Here is a 16,535-nt window from a genome sequence, read left to right on the forward strand (position 1 = left end):
TTGCATAGTATTAAAGGCTGCTACTTATTTAGTAACAGCCTTTAGCTAAATTATTAATTTTAAGTTGTGCTTTTTTAGACAACAATCAAACATAATACTCTTTTATATCTAATAATCTAAAACACGATAAAAATATAATTAAGTATTATACCAATTAAGATAATCATAGTCAGGGAAAAATTGCAAAAAATCATCATTACTATATGCATTTTTTTCTTCATTAATTATATCAATAACATAGTAAGTGTTATCCATTTTCAGATATACTAAATTATTGCTATAAGCAAAAGAATTAAAATAACCGCTTAATATTTTCGAACCATTATTTATTACATTGTCAACTTCTGTTGATGAAATATATAACTCATCTCGTGAACTACTGTTAGATTCATCCCTATTATGGATAATTTTAAAAACAGCTTTATTATCAAAGGTATATATAGTTGCATCGATTGAATATATTATTTGCAATTTTTCATTATCATAATATGGACGAAAAAAATCATTAGATTTACATCCTGCCATAAAAACAAATATAATACATATAAAAGTAAATATAAAAGATTGTGATATTTTCTTCATAGCTTTCTCCTATTTTAACATAGATAAATTATACTATTTCTGTATTTTAAATATTGCTATGAAAATAATACAGAACTTGCTTATCCTTATCAAAATAATACAGGTCATAATCGTTAAGTGGATTACTTTCGTTTTTAGATATAAAATAAAAGTAATTGTCCTCACTTATTTGATTTATTGAAAAATCATATTTATCATTATTTTTACTGTCTTTTATTCTATTGTTATAATTTCTTATATAGTTTTTAACTGTATCAATATTTTCAAATGTGACCTTTTGAAATCTATCATTTGTTTCTATACTTTCTAAAATATCATTATTTGAATAATAATATTTACAGTAATCAGTATAATCTCTTGCACCGTCAGAATAATATTCTTCACTGTAAGTATATTCCGGTAGTGTTTTAATAACACTATCTGTATATGTACAGGAGGAAAAAGAAAAGAGTGCTATCATTAAATATAGTATACATAAAAACTTTTTCATAAAAATTACTCCTTTTGATATTAAACATAATAAGTAAAACTAACATTTACAATATATTCTGATAAATAACCAATCTTTGTTAAAATATATCCGAAATCATTAGCTATATTTCCAAAGCTATTTAGTTTTCTCCATTGCGTGAAATCATATTTATCATAAATTTTTATTTGCAAATATTTTCCATTATGATTTTTACCCCATGTGCTAGAAACTAATACATGTTGTAAAGAATAATACAAATCTCCAGTTGTAAATTCAAAGTCTATACAAAATGTATTATGCTTAGCATTTTTAATAATTGTACTAATAAAATTTGGATATATTAGAGCTGCTTTAACAATCATTTCTTTTACATTTGGAGCCAAATCAGTTCCCTCATAGTATAAAGAATGTAAAAACATATTTTTAGCAATATAATATTTTTTTGAATCTAAAAAAGCAGTAGCAAGCAAAGATATTTTATATTTTGTTATTTCATCTAATATCTCTTTTGGGATAGGTTTTATCATAGGAGGAACAGTGTTAATGTGAAATCCACTAGTACCAAAAGGATCTGTTACATTTGTATAATTATTATTACAATAAACATAAAGATTATTAAAAAGTGCTTTACTAGTAAGGAACTGCATATAATCCGCATTTAAAAATCTTCCGGTAACAGGGTCATAATAACGGCTTTGGAGATAATATAAGCCTGTTTCACTGTCATACACATATCCACGGTAACGAAATGGGTTTATGTTAGCTATATGAAATACATTTGATTTTGGAACTGGAAGTCCTGCTCCGTTTTTTATACTTGTTATATTTCCCAAAGCATCATAAGTATAGTTAGCTTTAACATTTCCGTTTTCATCTATCAGTTTTACTATATCTCCTTGGAGATTCTTAACATAATAATACATCAAATCATTATTTTTCATTGCTGTTACATTACCGTTTGCATCATAGTAAAAATGAACTATATTGCTGGTCATATACATTGCAATTAAATTATTGTTTATATCATAATAGTATTGTGTGGCATAGTCATTATCTTCTTTTTTAGTACGCAAACCGTTAGCATCATATTGCATATTTACAGTGTTATTTCCTTTAGAAACTGTTGAAAGATTTCTTCCATTTTCCCAAGTAAAAGTCATTCCGTCACGGTATGAAAGAGGGTTGCCTATTTCGTCATAGGTTATTGTTTCTCCGTTATAATTTGTAAGCTTGTCGCCCCAGTTTGAATCGTTGTACTCATAATATACGGTAACCGCACCGTAAGGCACACCGTTTGTCATCAAGTTGCTTGTAGTATCTGAGAGAATATTTCCGGCTTCGTCATATTCATAATCGTGTCTTAAATATTCAACATAATCTGTTGATATTATTAACTGATTAAACTCATCATAATCATACACATACTGCAATGTATAGTTGCCGTTTATTTTTTTGTAAATGTGAGTAATATTGCCGTTTGTATCGTAGCAATACTTAAAAGTATCTGCGCCAATATTCTCTTCCTTGATTTTTGTAGTGGTAAAGTTTTCGCCACGCTCACTGTCATAGTAGGTGTAGCTCATATCAAGCGGAGCTGTGAGGTCAACGGAGGATTTTGTCAGCCTGTTCAAGCCGTCATAGGTGTAGGTCACCTTACTTGATACATCAGACGAATACTCTGTAAGCAGATTATCCTTGCCGTAGGTGAAATTATGCACGATTGAGCTGTCGGCATTTTTGCTTGCAAGCTTTGTTATATTATTGTTTAAATCGTAATCGTACTCATAGGCAGAAACAAATCTGTTCTCAGAGTCAGATTTTGAAATATCGGTTTTTACCTGTCGCACAAGTCTGCCTGTGGTGTCATAATCATAGTCAAACTGACGATTATTGACAAAATCCTTATGGCGCATAACCGCACCTGTTTTGTCGCTTATAAAGCTGAACGCAAGCGTGCCGTTGTAGAACAGCTCCTTTACATTACCGTACTTATCGTAATTATAATCTACAGTCTGACCGTTGCCGTAGGTTACTTTTTGAAGTATGTTGTTATTTGTGCCGTAATCAAAAGCGGTAAGCACCTGCGAACCTACTTTGTTTTCGGTTGTATTGTAGAACTTGTCATAGTCGATGATGTAATCGGTGTTTGAATGGTTGATTTTTGTTAGAAGTTTTCCCGATTCATCATAGGTATAGTTATTTTGCGCCGTGATGTCAGTGTATGAATCTGTCTGCGACACGCTGATAAGCTGTCCCCTGTTTTCATCATAGGTATAGTTAATCTGTGCACCTGTGTCGTTATCCTTTACACTGTCAAGATAACCTGTGGTTGAATTGTAATTATATGTATCACAGTTGTCGTCCTGATCATACAGCTTGAGCAAAAATCTACCATCATTATTATACTCCAGATTTGATTTTAGTGCAAGAGTTTTATCCGAATTTTTAGCTTCAAGTGCTGTTGCCTGTCCTTTGGAATTGTAGGTGTAGTTGTATTCAACTCCGTTCTGACTTGTTGCCTTAGTCATATTATGATTATCGTCATAATCATAAGTATAGGCATAACCCTTTGCGTCAACCGATTTGGTGAGATTGGAGTCGGTGTACTCCATTCTTGATTTCTGCTCTGCGTTTGAGGTTACCGTTACAAGCTCTCCGTCATCATTATAGGTATAGCTTGGCACTGAATCCTTTATAAGCTGTGCATTATCAAAATATGCGGTATTGTACTGCTTTGTAAATCTAAGAAAAACAGTAATCTTTACAGGCACTTTATCAGTATCTGTTTCATCGCTGAGATTAAATGCAAATGAACTATACTGCCATACACCGACAGATTTGTTGAACGACTGAGGTTTTTGCCCTTTCTGCTTCCGTCACTGTAAACTATTTCAACATAAAGGTCAAAACGAGATGTGTCATTATCAGATACAGCTACCGAATCACCTCTTGCCCAGGCACTGAAAATGTAAGTGTCATCTTCACTGCCGCTGACAGGTATATCCTGATAAATCTGCTTGTTCTTTGTAACATCGCCACGGATTTTGAATGACTTGCTTCCGTCACATTTTGTGTAGGTGGTTGTTGTGTCATTTGAAGAATTTAATGTTAAATTATGATTTCCCCAGAATGCAGGCATTAAATCACTGCCTGTGATTTCAAAATTTGAGTTCCGGAGCAGATTATATTTGTTAGGCACATCGCCCTCTTCAAGCTGAACACCGTCAAAATATGCCGTACCTGTTGTTCCTCTGACAGCAAGATACACGCAGGAATCAGTGGTATTTTCGGGAACGGTAAAGGTAGTATATACTCTTTGCCAGCCGTTATTAATATTTTCGTCTGTTGTGCCTGTGATATGCTCGGAATTGTATTGATTGAATGTTCCGTCTGCAAACTCGGTTTTCACTCCTATAATTGCGCCGACATCTGTACCTTTTGTGACATCTAAGGTTTTTACATATGCAGATAATGTATAGGTTTTTCCGGGTACAAGCACGGTATTGCCTGTTGTCTGTCTTACTCCGCACCGTGAGTCTTCGCCTGCATTGGTTACCTGAACCTTTAAAGATTTCTGTCCGAAGTATTTTTCAGCGGTTACATAGCTTGTTGAATAGCTGATATTACTTCCTTGGTTTATATTTGACCAATATGCACTGCTTTCCAGACTGTGGTTTTTCAGCAGATTCTGAATATTTGTTGTCGAGGCGTAATTTGTTGTAACTCTGTTAAGCTTTTTCAAATTATTATTTGAGGCATCAGCCTGACCGTCAGTATAGGAATATACTGAAGCACCCATTTTTTCGCCGCTTTGCAAACGGTTTTCAACGGTTATTGTTCTGCCATAGTTATCAAACTGATAAGCCGAAACGCAGTCGTCGCTGTTGCCATATACACCGTCAAGACCTGCTGAGCGAATATTTGTAAGATTGTACTCATTACGGCTGAATGTTATTTTTTGTCCTGCTGTTCCGTCTGAAGCATATTCGGTAACTGATGTAACTTTCTTGCCTGAGCTTAAGGACGAATAACCAAAAACTACCTTATATCCGTCCGTGTCGGTTACGCTTGTCATTGAACCGTCATTATCATATTCAAATGTTATTATTCCATTGTCGGGGTTTTGAATTTGGATAAGTCTGCCATTATCATAACTGAAAATTCTTGCTTTTCCGGCTGAGTTTGTAACAGCAGTTAAATAATTATCTTTTGTGCTAAGTTCAAGTTCATCTCCACAAGCATCTTCTATTGTATTTTTTATGTTTGCAGAATCTAAATTGATTTTTACAGTATTAGAATTTGAATCGACAGTTTTCACAAGAACACCATCGCTATTGAATATCAGCTTATTATTCTTATCATCTTTTATTGTGTAACACTCTGATTCGCTTGATAAGTTTTCTATAAGCTCTAATTTTAATCCGTCTTCATCTTTGTATGTAGTATTACCGTCTATTGTTTCCTTTATAAAATAATGGTCTGTACCATCTTCATCAGTGTAAACCCTGGGCCATTTTTCTCTTAAATCTTCATCTAAAGTAAAATTTTCTGTCGAATACAATGTCTGCTGATAATTCAGTTTCCAACCTTTTCCGCAATACGGAAATGAGCTTGTAAAATTTGAATCACAGGTATATCCGTTAAATATATGTTGTAATGCGACGGAAGAATTTCCGATAGTTGAATTATCGGTAGTAACGAATGTCAGATTGCCTGAATAATCGTTAATGTAGGCTGTTCCTGCCGAACCTACAGAGAATGACGAGTATGTCCAGTAATTTTCAAGACCTTTGTTGTTTCTGTAAGTAATATCAATTACAGGACGTGGTATTGTTGAAGCAGGATATGAACCTGAATAGAATGATGCACATTGGGCTTCTTCACTCTCGTTTGTAGATTTTAGAACAACACCGTAATTTGAGCTTCCGTTGTACCACTTTTTAACAATGTTAGTAATATCCCAATTGTGCCAAGTCTCGCCGTTCGGAGAGATTTTTTCATAATCAAGAGCTGTTCCGCTATATCCTGCACTGTTATTCCAAGTCATAGTACTTTGTGACCAATTGCTTGTTACAGGATATGCACCTATGTACATATCATCATAAAAAGAATTATAATAGAGATGCATATTTAAATATGCCCTAACTACTATATCACCTTTATTAAGCTGTGGAAGCTCATTTATTTTGACATATGTTCTGTACATACCCTCTCCATATGTTCCAACATAAACGGTGCCTGTGTAACCATCATCACTGCCATAGCCATAAGCTGTGTTAGGATTAGAATTATCTACATATGTACAAGAGGTCCTTTGCCAATCTTGACTTGTATTAAAAGTAGGATCAAGTACTACAGGAAATGCTCTGTCATCTGCTTCAATCCAGTTTTTATCATAAGTAAGAGCAACAGTCAGTTTATTGTTTTGAAGATTTGTAATTTTTATAGAAACATCTGTACTGGCTTTTCCTGCTGAATCAGTCATATATGGAGCTTCAATTACATACACCTCTTTTCCGCTTTTATCAGTAAGTGAAATTTCTCGTTCACTTTTCTGAACTGCATTAAGATTGTTTATCTTATATTGAATTACAAATTCATTCTGAACATTCTGATTTTTAATAATAAAATTCTCTTTTATACCCAATGAAGTTACAATACATTGTAAATCTATATTATTGTAAATATCTTCATAGAGCATTTCAGACAAAAGATTTTTTTGTGCAAGAAACTTATCGTCACCTGTAAGGTTTTCCGTATTTTCAATAACCTTTCCAGTGGAGCGATTTGTATCTTCATATCCCCAACTTACCTGATAATCATCAAACTTAACTTTTATCATATTGTTTAGTTTAGATTTATTTGATAAATTGACATCTATATTACTATTTTGTTACTGAAATATTTTTCAGTAGCATTAGTCTTCGCCTCGTCATCAGTTGAAGTTTTTATTTCTTTTTCTGATAATGAATTGTTGTATTCTTCCCACTTATCATCACTATTTTTGTAATGTACCGGATATTCATATTGTGCCGCCATAATTGAGCCGTCGCTCATTCTGAAGTATTTTGTGTATTCTTCTCTTTCAGAAGTTAATTCTCCAACAATAATAGCTTCAGTATTGTCCTCTTCACTCCCTGAAAATGTGGGTAAGTTTTGAGCAAATACCTGAATTGGAAAAGTAAACGCCATCGATGCAGTTAATGTTATTGATACTGCTGATAATAATTTTTTGAGTATGCCCATTATAAATCCCTCCTTGAAATTATACGTATTTTTTAAAACATATATCAAACCAAAATAACCACGCCCTTTAATTAATCTAAATTTTATACATTAATTCATAAACATATTATATCATTTTATATATAATTATCAATAAAAATAGCGAAAAATAGTGAACAAAATTCACATTCATTATTTGTATATTTATACCAACACAAATTACATAGATTTAAAATGTTCATTGACATTTTATATTTTGAGTATTAGACAAATTAAGATTATAATCAAAATAATTATGTTAAGTCTATTTTGTTAAGCAATAACAAAACCCGACTCTTATAAAAAAGTCAGGTTTTCAAAAATCAGATGTAATTAACACCTTTTATTTTTCATTTAAAATGTCTGCATAATTTACAAGGGTAACATTTTTATACTCCTTTGCCTTTTCTATACAGCCCTGAGTAAATCCGTTTTTAGCAAACAGATAAAGATGTTTGCTGTTGAAATTAAACAATTCGCTACGCTCAACCAGAGTGTCAAGAACACCTGTATCAATATCGGCGTTGGTCCACTTGCACTCTCCGAATATAGCTTTTTCTTTTCCCTCAGTTCCCATAATATCTATTTCTGTTTGTTGCTTTGTCTTTGGGTTATTTCCCCACCATCTGCCAAGATCGGAAAAATTAACAGGAGTATTACCCTTCAAAAGCTCGTGCCACAAATACTGCTTGCATATTTCTTCAAAAACTGCTCCCATATATTCCGATAAATGAGGTGCTATTCTGCTGTATGCCAAATCAACAGCTCCTCTTGAAATAATAGATGTATTCTCAGGAATAAATCTATACCAAAAGCGAAACATATTATCCTCAATCGAATAAATTGTTTTTCTTACTGATACATCTCCGTACGGTAATTCTTTTTTTATAATGCCGAGCGAAACAAGATTTTTAATGTATGTTGCACACACGCTTGTATTTTCTCCGATTTTTGATGATATTTCGGAAAGCTTAGAAGATCCGGTTGCTATAGCTGAAATTATTGCATTATATATAGCAGGCTCTCTTACTTCCTGCTTTAAAAGATTGTTCGGCTCTTCAAAGATACTTGAAACAGGACTTAAATAAATATTCTTTATATTATCTTCTATAGACAGCTTATCATTGATTAGCAATAGATATTGAGGTGTACCGCCCACTATTCCGTATGCCAAGGCTTTTTCTTCATCAGATAGTTTCGGGAAATAATTGCAAGCCTCTTTAAATTCAAAAGGCAGGATTTTCAGTTGAGCTGTTCTTCTTCCGTAAAGGGGTGCTTTATATGCAAGCACATTATCTTCCATATATGACATTGACGAACCGCAAAGGATTAAGAACAGCTTTGATTTGTCTTTGTATTTGTCAATCAAAAGCTGAAGCGTAGAGGCAAGGCTTTTTGAAGAACGAGCAACATAGGGGTATTCATCAATACAAAGAACTATGCGTTTGTTTATAGATATTTCAAATACATATTCAAGTGCTGACTGAAAAGAATTAAAAACTGTATCTGTTTCAATTCCCGTACTGAACTGAAAAACAGCTCTGCTGAAATTTTCGAGGTTTTGCTTTTCATTTGTTTCAACGCCCGTAAAGCATATTGCCGCTTTGTCTTTTATAAATTGATTTATTATAGCTGTCTTGCCTACTCGTCTGCGACCGTAGATAACCGCAAATTCAAATTTACCTGAATTGTAAATATGATTAAGCTGTGACAATTCCTTTTCTCTGCCAATAAACATAAATACATCTCCATTTAGTTATATATGATTTAGTAATGTATGATTTACTTGATTATATATAACTAAATTCACTTTGTCAATAGATTTTCACTGAATAACTTAAATACGATTTACTAAAATATACTTTAGCTATTTGAATATATGCTGATTTTTATACCATTTTAGACTTTAGTTTAAATTGGTATCTGAAATCAAGCCTTTTTTACCCTCAAAACACCGTACTTTTGGTAGTTTTGGAAGTAATCTTTAAATTGGTACAAATAAAACACATTTACAGCATAAAATAAAAAATCCTTGCAGTGCGTAAGCACAACAAGGATTCTCCAAAGCAACCTTTTGCGTTGCAAAGCTTTCATTGTAATAATTGTAAAATGTGCTACAATGAAATAAACAATCTACCATAGTAGAAATTACATATATTATATCATATTTACTCTTTCCTTGCAATAAGAATAATGCACAAAGTTTTTATGAAAAAATAGCATTGTAAACAGGCAACAATATCTTATTGAATCTTGCAGAAATGTACCTTTTGTAAAAACTATTCTGCAACTCTGAAATACACGGAATACTATCTATAAAATCATATATTCTGTTAATATCAATTCTCGGTACTATTCTTAACAAAGCCTTATTGCAATCCTCATTTTCCATAGATTTAAGAAAATCGTAATAGTTAATCTTTTTATTGTTTTTCTTGATTGCAGAAGTAGGAAAATTAAAAATTCGTGCATTTAGCTCGTTTTCATTTTCAAGTACACTTTTCATAGTGCTTTCGTCAGCTTGTGGCAATAAACAACTTCCGCAATCAAATACAGGAGCAATTCTGCATTTGTTTGTTATCCTGTTTACAAGAAATCCCCAATTACCATTGTGCCTGTCAAAATTTCCAAGAAAAGTATCAACGATAAATACATTCCAAAAATGTTCAAGCAATACATTCGGATTCACAAATTCCTGCATTTCTATACTTTCAAGAATATCTGAAAGCTCCGTACCGTTTCCGTTATGCTCTGAATCAATTATTGTATTTTTTATTGAGCAAAAATCGTAAAACAAACTTCCGTCAGCAGTAAAATCTTCACAGGCACAAACGACTTTAGTTTTACCGTTTACCAAGTATGTTCCAAGAATAGTTTTTTGTGCTTCAATTCCAACCATATTAAAAATATTACTTCCAATATGTTCACTTATGCAACTATTTGTATAAGATAAGTCAGTAAGCTTATTTTCAGCTGACGGTGGAAATTTCAGCATATAAGCTTTTCCTTTATATTGTATCGCTATTTTCTTGCCGTTTGCTCCGTTATATGCTCTTCCCGGTAAACGCTTACAATTTGTAAAGTCTATCATTTTTTATCCTCTTAAATATTTATCTCTCAGATACTCTGCGTGTTCGTGTGTGATTGCTTCGTCGTTTATCTCAGCTACATTGATACTTCCATACAACTCACCCCATAAGCAATCCATCAGGGTAGAACCGTTTTTTAAGCCTTCTTTGTATGCGTCCAAATCGTGTTGCAAATACTCAGGCAAGCCGTACTCATAGGAGCGTTCACGCTCAGTTTTTTCATCATTCATTTATCATCACCGTTTTTATTATATTCATATATTAAGAATTTGTCAAATAAGGAAATTACGGTATAGCTTTTTTATACTTGACAAACGAAATACGAATGATATAATAGAGATAGATTATACATCTTTTATTTTCTTGTTTCTTTTCTTTTTTTAGAAAAAGCACCACTTATAAAAGCGGTGCTTTTTTCTATTATATATAATGTATAGCAATTATACTACCCAACAATCCACTCAGCTAAATTGTCGCAGTTTTCAAATGTGCTGAAATCCATATGACAACGGCTGTTCATAATCCTTACATACTGAAGATTAGAACAATCGGCAAAGGAATAATATCCTAAGCTTGTGTATGATGACGGGACAACAAGCTTTGTTATAGTTTTATTTCCTCTGAAAGCTGAATTTTTTACTGATGTAAATGTGTAATTCCAACCGTAGGCATATGAAGGCAGAGTTATTTCAGAGCTTTTACCCTGATAAGCATATATTTCTGCTGTATTTTTTGAATAGTCAGGCGTATATAAATAACTGCCGTAGATTTTCAGGGTTTCGTTGCAGTACATCTGTATATCGGTGCAGTCGAAAATATTTACGCTACCTGAGCCGTTAAAGTCTGCAAGCGAGGTATCACTCAGTCTGACTATACCGCACAAATAGAGTTGGATTTGTGTAACATCATCAACACCTATATAACCGTTCTTGTTTACATCACCGATTTTGTATGTCGTTGCGGCATTTGCATAAGCACTTCCTGTCAGTAATATAACAGCCGTCAGCAAGCCTGTAAGTATTCTTTTAAATTTCATATATTTTTCGCTCCTTTACTTAGGACTGTTACCGTACAACTTTGTTTTGTTACAGCAACAGCCCTATATTATATATTCTAATTAACGGTTATTTCCGCTTTATAGGTTTTACCGTTGATGGTTGCCTCTACATATGTTGTTCCTTTGTTTTTTCCCTTTATCATTATAGAGGTTTCAGAACCGCCGCATATCTGAACTAATGACGGATTACTGATTTTCCAAGAGGCTTTTTCGTTTGTTCCTATTACATTAACTGTAATAATCTGATTTACCGATATACTCTTTTTATCAGGGGAAAGCTTTACATTATCCTTTTCCTTTACAGTCACAGTGCAGTTGACATAATAGTTTCCGGCACGGGCGGTAATGTAGGAAGTACCACTTGAATGAGCCGTAACATATCCGTCATTAACCGTTGCAACACCTGAATTAGACGAACTCCAATATACGGTTTTGTTTGTGGCGTTCGAGGGAGATACAGTGGCTACAAGTTTTATGCTGTCGCCCTCGTTAAGAGTTGTTGAAGTATAATTAAGAGTAACCTTGCTCACGGGAATCTCCGTGTTTCTTGAACTTTCTTCCTGCCTGCTTGTTGACTCAGGCTTGTTATATGAAGTTGCAGAAGATGAGCTTGAATTGTTCCTGCTCGTATTATTATTGTTATTGGGATAGTAGTGCGAATAATTATTATTATTGTTGTTATTGTTCTCAACGCTGTGACTCTGCGATGAACCGCCGCCTGAATTATTGTTATTGTTATCATTATGATTTCCGTTATCGGAATTTGAATTGCTCTCGGCTTTGGTTTCGGGGATTGATGAAGAATAATTGGGATTAATCGTCATTCGTGGAGCTTGCGAGCTTTCCTCATTACTGTAACTATATGTGGTATCTTCGGCTTTTGCACCTGAAGTACCGAACAGGTAGTCCAAATCGTAATCCTTCTTTTCGGTTGTCTGAGTGCCTGCAAAGCTTTCAGAACTATTTGTGCCGTCTGCCATTGAAGGAACAATAAGAAAAACTATTATACAAATCAAAACTAATAATATCACAGATACTATTCCTGCAATTATAATTTTTGATTTTGTATCATCACTGCTTTTCTCAGATAGTTTTTCGTTTTCTGCAAGCCTGTCCTCATACCCTTTAAAGCCTATATCCTTTTTAAGTGACATATTATTTTCTCCACCTCTTTTTCTTCTTTTCTTCCGGCTTAACGCCTGAAGGAATATTCAGATTTAATATACTATTATATATGTATCTGCAAGGCTGAGTGAAGAAGTCAAAACTATCTGAGATATACGGTGACAGATAGCATTTGTCCTTCTTCGTTCCCATCACATCAAGTATTTCGTTGTAATGCTGTTCGTCCGAAAGAGCAAAGATATAATTGAGGTCCACATCATACATCATTTCAACATTGGATATAAGGTTGGCAATTTCAAGAGGAGCTGTGCCGCATACAACTATTTTAATTATAATTCTACAAGGATACAATATGAAAATATATGAAGTAAAGGTAAGAACACCACAATTATCAAAAGAACTGTTAAATATTTGGGAAAATTCTGTTCGTAATACTCACCTCTTTCTTACCGATTCAGAGGTAATGCAAATCAAGCAATATGTTCCTCAGGCATTGAACACCGTTGAAAATTTAATAATTGCTGAAAATGAATATGGCAAAGTCGTTGCTTTTATGGGAACTGAAAACAAGCGTTTGGAAATGCTCTTTATTTCTCCGACAGAAAGAGGCAAAGGTATAGGAAAGCAGCTTGTACAGTACGGTATAAAAGGCTTTAATATTAATGAAGTTACTGTAAATGAACAAAATCCGCAGGCAGTAGGTGTTTACGAGCACATAGGTTTTAAAACATATAAAAGAACAGATTTAGACGAACAGGGAAATCCTTATCCTCTTTTGTATATGAAGCTTGGATAATTTTTATTTAATGTCAAAAATTCTATTATTATAAAATGCGATAATTTATGCTTTACTTTTTAATAAATTGTAGTATAATGATTATTAGTTGTTGAATTTTATCCGCAAAGGAGAGATAATATGGGATTTTTTGATAAATTTAAAAAGAAAAATACAGCAAAAGAAACACCGGAAGTAAAGAATACATATTCGCCTATAAGCAATGCTGAAACTGAGGAATATATTAACGATGTAACATTCATAAGAGATATGAAGCATATTCCGTCAGGTCCATGGCATCAGTATGATATACTTTTGGCGGCAGCCGGCTATGACTGGAAATTTATGATTGACTGGGCTGATTATATGGCATCTGCTGACTTGGAACAGATTTCTCAGGTAACAGTAGGCTCAATAAATTCTGAGTCAAATGATATTACCGAATCATATAAAAACAGCAACTGCAAATGTGCTGATACAAAAGAACTTCAAGAAGAAACAGCAAGCCTTTCTATTGCAGGAATAAGCAAAACTCTTAAAGCACCAATGAAAATTGTGTGGTTCAATCAAACTAAGATTTTAAGATTTTTTACAATTATTGATGACGATACTCTTATTAAAAAATATGCGGAAACTGTTGTTCGCCGCACATTTGGAACACCCGATGCTATGAAATTGGCAAAGCCTATTCCAAACGCAAACAATTAAATAAAGCAAGTAAAACAATTAAAACGGCAAGTCAGAAATTTTAAGACTTGCCGTTTTTGTATAATCATATAAGTGCTTTAAGCATATTTTCAAAGATTTCATCAGGGTAACTGCCGAGTTCTTTTATTTTACCGTCACCGTGGAAGTCAGACGCAGCGGAATACAATAAATTATATTCATCAGCATATTTTTTTAATTTCATTCGCTGTTCGTCATCATAGGCTGAATAATAAACCTCCATAGCTCCCCTATTCTTTGTTAATTCCTTAAAATGTCCGAGAAACTCAGCGGTTTCTTCTTCATCAAGCTTATACTGATACAAATGACAGACAGAGGCAATTCCGCCTGCCTTTGTGATTGCGGCTGCCACCTCATCAAGAGAGGCATAGTTAGTTGCATTTGAAACGAATGCAGATTTTCCCTTGCCAAGGTATTTATCAAAAGCATCATCAACATCTTTTGCTAATTCCTGCTTTACCAATTCAACCGCTATATGCTTCCTGCCAACTGTTTTTGAAGTGTTTCTTGAAATAAGCTCATCATAGGTGCATAAATCAATGCCGCACTCTGTTTTCAGTCTTGCAAGCACATTTTCTACATATGGCTTCATACTTTCTTGATTATATTTTAAAATTCTCTGTATTTCGGTATCAAACATATCAAAGCCGATGCCACCGATATGCAGCTGTACAACTCTTCCCTTTACAGTGGTGTAACCGCAAGAAAATTCACAGCCTGTCGGGAGTTTAATCTGAGGAAACTTGAGTCTTAATTCCTCAAGATTTTCATTTACTGCATTGTGATCTGTCATACAAAGTACACTAAGACCTAAGTCTATTGCTCTCTGCACAAGCTGCTCAGGTGTATATATGCCATCTGATATTGTAGTATGCGTGTGTAAATCAATCATATTGCCACTCCCCTTTTATTTTACTATATTTTATCACAAAAATTAAAACAATCAAGTAAAATTTCTCAATATGAAAAAATCAGGGCAGAATTTAACAACTCTACCCTGAATTTATTTTAAATTTTAATATTATTTTTTAACATTAAAAGCCTTCATCTGCGGATAAACTGCACTATCGCCAAGCTCTTCTTCAATTCTTAAAAGCTGATTATACTTAGCCACACGCTCAGAACGGCTTGGAGCACCTGTCTTAATCTGGCAAGTGTTGAGTGCTACAGCAAGGTCAGCAATGGTTGTGTCTGCTGTTTCACCGCTGCGGTGAGAAGAAATTGCTGTATAGCCTGCCTTGTGAGCCATTTTAATAGCTTCAAGTGTTTCTGAAACTGAACCAATCTGGTTGAGCTTGATAAGAATTGAGTTACCGCAACCGAGTTCAATACCCTTTGCAAGTCTTTCTGTATTTGTAACAAAGAGGTCGTCACCAACAAGCTGAACCTTGTCGCCGAGTTCCTTAGTAAGCTGCTGCCAGCCTTCCCAGTCCTCTTCATCAAGAGCATCTTCAATAGAGATGATAGGATACTTTTCAACAAGCTGCTTCCAATGCTCAATAAGCTGAGCTGAAGTAAACTTTGTGCCTGCCTTAGGAAGAACATACTCGCCCTTCTGGGTGCCCTTCCACTCAGAAGAAGCGGCGTCCATAGCAATCATAAAGTCTTTGCCCGGCTCGTAGCCTGCATTCTTGATTGCCTCAAGAATATACTGAATAGCCTCTTCATCACTTGCAAGGTCAGGAGCAAAACCACCCTCATCACCAACAGATGTTGCAAGGCCCTTTGATTTAAGGAGAGCAGCAAGTGCATGGAATACCTCTGCACACCAACGCAAACATTCCTTAAAACTTGGAGCACCAACAGGCATAATCATAAATTCCTGAACATCTACAGTATTTGCAGCGTGTGCACCACCATTTAAAATGTTCATCATTGGTACAGGAAGTCTGTTACCTGAAATACCACCGAGAAATCTGTAAAGTGGAATATCAAGTGCTGTAGCAGCTGCTCTTGCAGTAGCAATAGAAACCGCAAGAATTGCATTTGCACCAAGATTTGATTTGTCTTTTGTGCCGTCAGCCTCAATCATAGCCTTATCAACAGCATAAATGTCTGATGCGTCCATACCGCTGATTGTATCATTAATTACAGTGTTAATATTTTCAACTGCTTTTGAAACACCCTTACCAAGATATCTTGATTTGTCGCCGTCACGGAGTTCAAGTGCCTCAAATTCGCCTGTAGATGCACCGCTTGGAGCAGTACCTCTTGCAACAGTACCGTCAATAAGAGTAACCTCTGCTTCTACTGTAGGATTTCCACGAGAATCAAGAATTTCTCTGCCAATTACTTTTTCAATTTCCAAATAAGCCATTTTTCAATCTCCTTATCTTTTTCTTCGCAGACTTCCCTACCGGAGGCAAAATTCCTCCGGTGAATAGAAGTAGAGGATTCAACAGGAAGTCCACATAATTTATTCAAATGAGTTAGTTTTAACTAACT

15 protein-coding genes are annotated in these 16,535 nt (G+C 34.3%); 2 read left to right on the forward strand and 13 right to left on the reverse strand.

What is annotated here, in order from left to right:
- Positions 1-138: 138 nt before the first annotated feature.
- The 11 genes from ACJMMI_RS00850 to ACJMMI_RS00900 all read right to left on the reverse strand — a co-directional run bounded on the left by ACJMMI_RS00850 (position 139) and on the right by ACJMMI_RS00900 (position 12,940).
- Entirely contained in the window at positions 139-582 is a 444-nt protein-coding gene (locus ACJMMI_RS00850; RefSeq protein ID WP_405352632.1) for a hypothetical protein, read from the reverse strand.
- 46 nt (positions 583-628) lie between these two features.
- Positions 629-1,072, reverse strand: a complete 444-nt coding sequence (locus ACJMMI_RS00855; protein WP_405352634.1) for a hypothetical protein — start codon at positions 1,070-1,072, stop codon at positions 629-631.
- A gap of 20 nt (positions 1,073-1,092) precedes the next feature.
- Complete coding sequence (locus ACJMMI_RS00860) at positions 1,093-3,825, reverse strand: RHS repeat domain-containing protein (protein WP_405352636.1); 2,733 nt, start codon at positions 3,823-3,825, stop codon at positions 1,093-1,095.
- Positions 3,816-6,896: a DNRLRE domain-containing protein gene (locus tag ACJMMI_RS00865; RefSeq protein ID WP_405352637.1), complete on the reverse strand. Its 3,081-nt coding sequence runs from the start codon at positions 6,894-6,896 to the stop codon at positions 3,816-3,818. The genes ACJMMI_RS00860 and ACJMMI_RS00865 overlap by 10 nt, the downstream gene beginning before the upstream one ends.
- Positions 6,897-6,931: 35 nt before the next feature.
- Positions 6,932-7,300 carry a hypothetical protein gene (locus ACJMMI_RS00870; RefSeq protein WP_405352639.1) on the reverse strand — a complete coding sequence of 123 codons (369 nt, stop codon included), beginning with the start codon at positions 7,298-7,300 and terminating at the stop codon, positions 6,932-6,934.
- A 361-nt stretch (positions 7,301-7,661) separates the two neighbouring features.
- Positions 7,662-9,056 (reverse strand): ATP-binding protein, encoded by a 1,395-nt coding sequence (locus ACJMMI_RS00875; protein ID WP_405352641.1) that lies wholly within the window; start codon positions 9,054-9,056, stop codon positions 7,662-7,664.
- 468 nt (positions 9,057-9,524) lie between these two features.
- Entirely contained in the window at positions 9,525-10,409 is an 885-nt protein-coding gene (locus tag ACJMMI_RS00880) for a HipA domain-containing protein (RefSeq protein ID WP_405352643.1), read from the reverse strand.
- Positions 10,410-10,412: 3 nt separating this feature from the next.
- On the reverse strand, positions 10,413-10,637 hold the full coding sequence (locus tag ACJMMI_RS00885) for a hypothetical protein (protein WP_405352644.1): 225 nt from the start codon (positions 10,635-10,637) through the stop codon (positions 10,413-10,415).
- A gap of 215 nt (positions 10,638-10,852) precedes the next feature.
- Positions 10,853-11,443, reverse strand: coding sequence for a leucine-rich repeat protein (locus tag ACJMMI_RS00890; protein ID WP_405352646.1), 591 nt, complete (start codon positions 11,441-11,443; stop codon positions 10,853-10,855).
- A gap of 77 nt (positions 11,444-11,520) precedes the next feature.
- Positions 11,521-12,618, reverse strand: coding sequence for an Ig domain-containing protein (locus tag ACJMMI_RS00895; protein ID WP_405352648.1), 1,098 nt, complete (start codon positions 12,616-12,618; stop codon positions 11,521-11,523).
- Between the two features lies 1 nt (position 12,619).
- A complete protein-coding gene (locus ACJMMI_RS00900) occupies positions 12,620-12,940 on the reverse strand; it encodes a hypothetical protein (RefSeq protein WP_405352650.1) in 321 nt (106 codons plus the stop codon).
- Between the two features lies 1 nt (position 12,941).
- Here ACJMMI_RS00900 and ACJMMI_RS00905 point away from each other — a divergent pair, with 1 nt between their 5' ends.
- Together ACJMMI_RS00905 and ACJMMI_RS00910 are read left to right on the forward strand one after the other, a co-directional pair.
- Positions 12,942-13,385 carry a GNAT family N-acetyltransferase gene (locus tag ACJMMI_RS00905; protein ID WP_405352652.1) on the forward strand — a complete coding sequence of 148 codons (444 nt, stop codon included), beginning with the start codon at positions 12,942-12,944 and terminating at the stop codon, positions 13,383-13,385.
- A gap of 120 nt (positions 13,386-13,505) precedes the next feature.
- A complete protein-coding gene (locus tag ACJMMI_RS00910; protein WP_405352654.1) occupies positions 13,506-14,072 on the forward strand; it encodes a hypothetical protein in 567 nt (188 codons plus the stop codon).
- Positions 14,073-14,136: 64 nt separating this feature from the next.
- Here ACJMMI_RS00910 and ACJMMI_RS00915 read toward each other — a convergent pair whose 3' ends face one another.
- Together ACJMMI_RS00915 and eno are read right to left on the reverse strand one after the other, a co-directional pair.
- Positions 14,137-14,982, reverse strand: coding sequence for a PHP domain-containing protein (locus tag ACJMMI_RS00915; RefSeq protein WP_405352656.1), 846 nt, complete (start codon positions 14,980-14,982; stop codon positions 14,137-14,139).
- A 129-nt stretch (positions 14,983-15,111) separates the two neighbouring features.
- Entirely contained in the window at positions 15,112-16,407 is a 1,296-nt protein-coding gene (eno, locus tag ACJMMI_RS00920; protein WP_405352658.1) for a phosphopyruvate hydratase, read from the reverse strand.
- Positions 16,408-16,535: the final 128 nt, after the last annotated feature.

Source organism: Ruminococcus sp. (assembly GCF_045129435.1).
GTDB lineage: Bacteria > Bacillota > Clostridia > Oscillospirales > Acutalibacteraceae > Ruminococcoides.

Bases quoted from the DNA above. Each gene is read 5' to 3' on its own strand.
- ACJMMI_RS00850 (WP_405352632.1), bottom strand. From the start codon at position 582: ATGAAGAAAATATCACAATCTTTTATATTTACTTTTATATGTATTATA.
- ACJMMI_RS00855 (WP_405352634.1), bottom strand. From the start codon at position 1,072: ATGAAAAAGTTTTTATGTATACTATATTTAATGATAGCACTCTTTTCT.
- ACJMMI_RS00865 (WP_405352637.1), bottom strand. From the start codon at position 6,896: ATGATAAAAGTTAAGTTTGATGATTATCAGGTAAGTTGGGGATATGAA.
- ACJMMI_RS00870 (WP_405352639.1), bottom strand. From the start codon at position 7,300: ATGGGCATACTCAAAAAATTATTATCAGCAGTATCAATAACATTAACT.
- ACJMMI_RS00875 (WP_405352641.1), bottom strand. From the start codon at position 9,056: ATGTTTATTGGCAGAGAAAAGGAATTGTCACAGCTTAATCATATTTAC.
- ACJMMI_RS00880 (WP_405352643.1), bottom strand. From the start codon at position 10,409: ATGATAGACTTTACAAATTGTAAGCGTTTACCGGGAAGAGCATATAAC.
- ACJMMI_RS00885 (WP_405352644.1), bottom strand. From the start codon at position 10,637: ATGAATGATGAAAAAACTGAGCGTGAACGCTCCTATGAGTACGGCTTG.
- ACJMMI_RS00890 (WP_405352646.1), bottom strand. From the start codon at position 11,443: ATGAAATTTAAAAGAATACTTACAGGCTTGCTGACGGCTGTTATATTA.
- ACJMMI_RS00895 (WP_405352648.1), bottom strand. From the start codon at position 12,618: ATGTCACTTAAAAAGGATATAGGCTTTAAAGGGTATGAGGACAGGCTT.
- ACJMMI_RS00905 (WP_405352652.1), top strand. From the start codon at position 12,942: ATGAAAATATATGAAGTAAAGGTAAGAACACCACAATTATCAAAAGAA.
- ACJMMI_RS00910 (WP_405352654.1), top strand. From the start codon at position 13,506: ATGGGATTTTTTGATAAATTTAAAAAGAAAAATACAGCAAAAGAAACA.
- ACJMMI_RS00915 (WP_405352656.1), bottom strand. From the start codon at position 14,982: ATGATTGATTTACACACGCATACTACAATATCAGATGGCATATATACA.
- eno (WP_405352658.1), bottom strand. From the start codon at position 16,407: ATGGCTTATTTGGAAATTGAAAAAGTAATTGGCAGAGAAATTCTTGAT.